The organism is Mitsuaria sp. TWR114, from assembly GCF_007997345.1.
The window spans coordinates 1-4115 of sequence record NZ_VOSR01000182.1; the positions used below are offsets into that span (position 1 = coordinate 1).

General features: G+C 69.3%; 5 protein-coding genes. 2 read left to right on the forward strand and 3 right to left on the reverse strand.

The annotated features are described in order from the left end of the window. Nucleotides 1-333, forward strand: a 333-nt coding sequence (locus FUT87_RS08460; RefSeq protein WP_310735140.1) for a molybdopterin cofactor-binding domain-containing protein, incomplete at its 5' end; no start/stop codon positions are given. Between the two features lie 53 nt (nt 334-386). Here FUT87_RS08460 and FUT87_RS08465 read toward each other — a convergent pair. Next, nucleotides 387-1382, reverse strand: coding sequence for a Ku protein (locus tag FUT87_RS08465; protein ID WP_147240734.1), 996 nt, complete (start codon nt 1380-1382; stop codon nt 387-389). A 177-nt stretch (nt 1383-1559) separates the two neighbouring features. Here FUT87_RS08465 and FUT87_RS08470 point away from each other — a divergent pair, with 177 nt between their 5' ends. After that, nucleotides 1560-2264, forward strand: a complete 705-nt coding sequence (locus FUT87_RS08470; protein ID WP_147240735.1) for a phosphoribosyltransferase — start codon at nt 1560-1562, stop codon at nt 2262-2264. 327 nt (nt 2265-2591) lie between these two features. On the opposite strand, the gene FUT87_RS08475 is transcribed toward FUT87_RS08470, so the two are convergent. Beyond that, the gene (locus FUT87_RS08475; RefSeq protein ID WP_147240736.1) at nt 2592-3140 is read right to left on the reverse strand and encodes a hypothetical protein; all 549 of its coding nucleotides are present in this window, start codon (nt 3138-3140) and stop codon (nt 2592-2594) included. A gap of 241 nt (nt 3141-3381) precedes the next feature. Then, the coding region (locus FUT87_RS28575; RefSeq protein ID WP_186830429.1) for a cell division protein FtsZ at nt 3382-4115 on the reverse strand (734 nt) is incomplete at its 5' end.

The window sequence follows — 4115 nt, forward strand, 5'->3', positions numbered from 1 at the left end:
GCCGAGCGCTTCGGCTGGAACCGGCGCACGCCGCCGGGCCAGCGGCGCGAAGGTCCCGGCGGCCGCTGGCTGGTCGGGATGGGCGTGGCGGCGGCCTTCCGCAACAACCTGGTGATGAAGTCGGCCGCGCGGGTGCGGCTGGACCGCCGCGGCATCGTCACCGTCGAGACCGACATGACCGACATCGGCACCGGCAGCTACACCATCCTGGCGCAGACCGCGGCCGAGATGATGGGCGTGGGGCTGGACCAGGTCGTCGTGCGCCTGGGCGACTCGGCGCTGCCGGTGTCGTCCGGCTCGGGCGTGATGCGGAAGTCCCGCTTCTGGCGGTAGCGGGACAGCGGGTCCTGGCGGGTGGCGCTCGGCATGGCGGATCGGTGCCGGCCTCAGGCCGACTTCTTCCTGGATTTGCCACCCAGGCTGCGCTTGAGCAGCTCGGTCAGGTCGACGACCTTGCCCCCCTCCTCGCCGGCCTCGGGCGCGGCCTCGAGCGGCGTGACGGTCTCAGTCTCGCCCTCCTCGACCTTGCGCGCGATCAGCTCGCGGATCGCGGCGGTGAACTCGTCGTGGTAGTCCTCGGGGTGCCAGTCGCTGCTCATCTCGTCGATCAGCTGCCGGGCCATCTGCAGCTCGCTGGGCTTGAAGCCGTGCGCGGACTTGCCTTCGGCGGGCAGGTTCAGGTCGTCGCAGGGGCGGATCTCGTTGGCCCAGCGCAGCATGCCGATCATCAGCGCCGGTCCGGCGGGCAGCAGCGCGGCCAGGTGCTCCTTGCTGTGGATCACCAGCCGCGCGATCGCGATCAGGCCGGCGTCCGACATCGCCTCGCGCAGCAGCGCGTAGACCTTGCCGGACTTGCCGATGGGCTCGAGGTAGTACGGCTTCTCCAGGTAGACGAAGGACACCTGCGTGGCCGGCACGAAGGTCTCGATCTCGATGGTCTGCGTGGTGGTGGGATAGGCCTTGCGGATCTCGTCGTCGGAGACCAGGACGTAATCGCCGTTGTCCTGCTTCACGCCCTTGACGATCTGCGTCTTGTCGATGTCCTTGCCGGTGCGCTTGTTGATGCGCTTGTAGCCGACGGGATCCATGCTGCGCTTGTCCAGCCAGTCGAAGTCGACGCGCTGGTCGCGCGAGGCGGGATACAGCGACACCGGCACGTGCAGCAGGCCGAAGCTGATGGCGCCCTTCCAGATCGCTCGCCGGGCGGCCGGCGCGTCGTCGCTGTCGCCGCGCGCCGCGCCGCGTCCCGAGGACTTGCCGTGCGCGGCATGGTCGGCATTGGAGGCACGCGTGCGGCGCGCGCCCGCGCCGGAGCGACCGGACGCACGCGGCGGCGCCTTGCGAGTGGTGCGGGTCGTGGAGGAAGAGCTTCGAGACGGCATGGGGACCTCGGCGGGGCAGCGTCCTGGGAATGCCGGAGCGGCAAATGACGCGCCCGAGCCGGCGGGCCGCGGCGGGCACCCGGCTTGCTCTGAACTGGGGATGGAAACAGCGTCCCTGCGAGACCACCATGACCCCGGAGACCCACGCCATGCTGCCTGTCCGCCCGTCCCCCCGAGATGCCCGATGCGGCGACGCATGCCGCGCCGTCGACGGCCGCGGGGCGTCGCTTCGCTGACCGGCGCGACGCGGGACGCGAACTGGCGCTGCGGCTGGCCGCCTATGCGCACCGGGACGACGTGACGGTGCTGGCGCTGCCGCGCGGTGGCGTGCCGGTGGCGGCGGAGATCGCGCGGGCGCTGGACGCGCCGCTCGACATCCTGGTGGTGCGCAAGCTCGGCCTGCCCGGCCAGCCCGAGTACGCGATGGGCGCGATCGCGTCGGGGGACGTGCGGGTGCTCAACACGCAGGTGATCCAGCAGCTGGCGATCAGCTACTCGGCCATCGACATCGTCACGCGGGCGGAGATGCGTGAGCTGCACCGGCGCGAGAGGCTCTACCGCGGCGACCGGCCGATGCCGGCGATCGAGGGTCGGCAGGTGATCCTGGTCGACGACGGCATGGCCACCGGGGCCACGATGCGCGCAGGGGTGCAGGCGCTGCGCGACATGCAACCGGCACGCATCGTGGTGGCGGTGCCGGTCTCGGCGGCTAAAACCTGCCACCTGATCTCGCAGGACGCGGACGAGGTCGTCTGCGGCCAGACGCCGGAGCGCTTCCGCTCGGTCGGGCAGTGGTACGAGACTTTCGAGCAGACGACGGATGAAGAGGTGCGGCGCCTGCTGGCCGTGGCAGCGGAGTCCGCCACCATGGCGAAGACTTAAGGCTGAGCCACTTCAACGGACCCTTGTCGCGGAGCAAGTGTTCCATCGGCGCTCATTTGACGAATGAAGGGGTGTGCACGAAGGAACGAGCGGAACTCGGCATCGTCCGCCAAGTAGGGGCGGTCAACGCTCGCAGCCAAACCCATATCGTCCTTGCGCGAATGCCGGATCGCATACACCCGCCCCGCCTGGTACCGATGGAAGGACTCGTAGCTCAGTCCGTGCACGAGATGCCCGTAGCGCCGACACTGCCGGGATCCACCAACTCCAGGTCGAGGTCCCGACCGTTGAACGGAGGGACGCGGAATGAGGGGTTCGCAAGTTGCATCAAGTCCTCCGATGCTGCAGCTCGTCCTTCACCGCGCCCAGGACGGCGCCCAGCCGGAACTGGTCCGGCTGGAGCATGAGCCATGACGCCTCGGGGTCGGGCATGACGTCATAGAGACGATGTCCAAGCAGTACCTCCAGCGGCGTTGTCCAGGCGAGCATGCGGGTGGGCGTTCGAAAGAACGATGCGATATCACGATTGCCCATGAAGGCGGTCCCCGCGTCGATGGCCCGGTAGAAGGCTCCCAGTACTTGGCTCAGCGGCATCCCCGCCACGCCCTCCAACCCTTGGAAGAGGCCATACAAGGGTTGGGGTCGCGACGCATCCAGGATGCTGAACAACTGTCGAGCCTCTTCCAGCGCCGCAACGGCTTCAGGTTGCACCTTGAGCAAGGCTGCCAGTTGCGCCCGGGTCCCATATGTCGCGGCAATGAAGAAAACGCGCTGGTCGACCTCAGGGGCGGGGTCATTGGGCAACGTGAGCGCGTTGCAGCCGCTGGCGACCAGCCACGGGCGTGGTTTTGCGGCCGCGAGTCCTTGAACTTCCATTGCTTCACAGCGCCTCGTTACCGAGCGCGTCCATCAACACAGAGGTCCACCACTGTGCCGATCGCGCGTCCGTCACACGATGACCGAAATCCCTGCCAACCGAGTCCATGCCTAGAAGAACGCGCAGTCACGCCCACTCGAACTTGTGCGCGACGCCGCCATGCGGCGCTCCCATGCAAACGGCGCCCGAGGGCGCCCGTCTTCGTCGTCGGCGAGAACCGCCGGAATCAGCTGGCCGGATTCAGCTGAACAGCCGCCGCGCCACCGGACTGCCTGCCGCGAGGTCGCGCGCGGCCAGCGACTTGTAGAGCTCCGCCAGTTCCTGCCCGATGGACTGGAACGCGTGCAGGTTCAGGACCTGGTTGCGGTCGTCGCAGATGTCGGCCTCGAAGTCGCGCGCCAGGTTGCGCGCCGATTCCTGCCAGGTGGCGAAGGGCTCCAGCGCCTCCGGCGTTTGCAGCACGTCCAGCGACAGCGTCAGCTCGCGCAGCGACGAGGCCTGCGGGTCGTCCGCCAGCGCCGCCTGCGCATCGAAGTTGAGCGTCAGCAGCGGCGGCGCGCCCTCCTCGGCCGAGGGCAGCACCAGCCGGCCCGGCATCGCGCCCGGCACGAAGCCGTGGCGCAGCGCGCCCTGCTGCACGAAGCCCAGCGTCCAGGCCGCGCCCCGGGCGCGCAGCACGATCGCCAGCTGCGCGTCGTGGCTGGCCGCGAACTGGTCGAGCTCGCGCGCCCGCGCCACCACGTCCAGCATGTCGGGGAACTCCGGCATCGCGCCGATGCCGTCCGCGAAACCCTGGATCTTCTGCACGAACTCCGAGTACTCGATCTCGTTGAGCGCGCCGCTGCGGTTGGCCATCTGCAGCCCCGCCTGGAACTCGCCGTAGCGCTGGCCCGGGTGCGGCAGCTCCCACTCGCCGCTGTCCGCGTTCAAGCCCTCGATCTGGAAGGGCTTGGTCCCGGCGCGCCGGCTGCCCG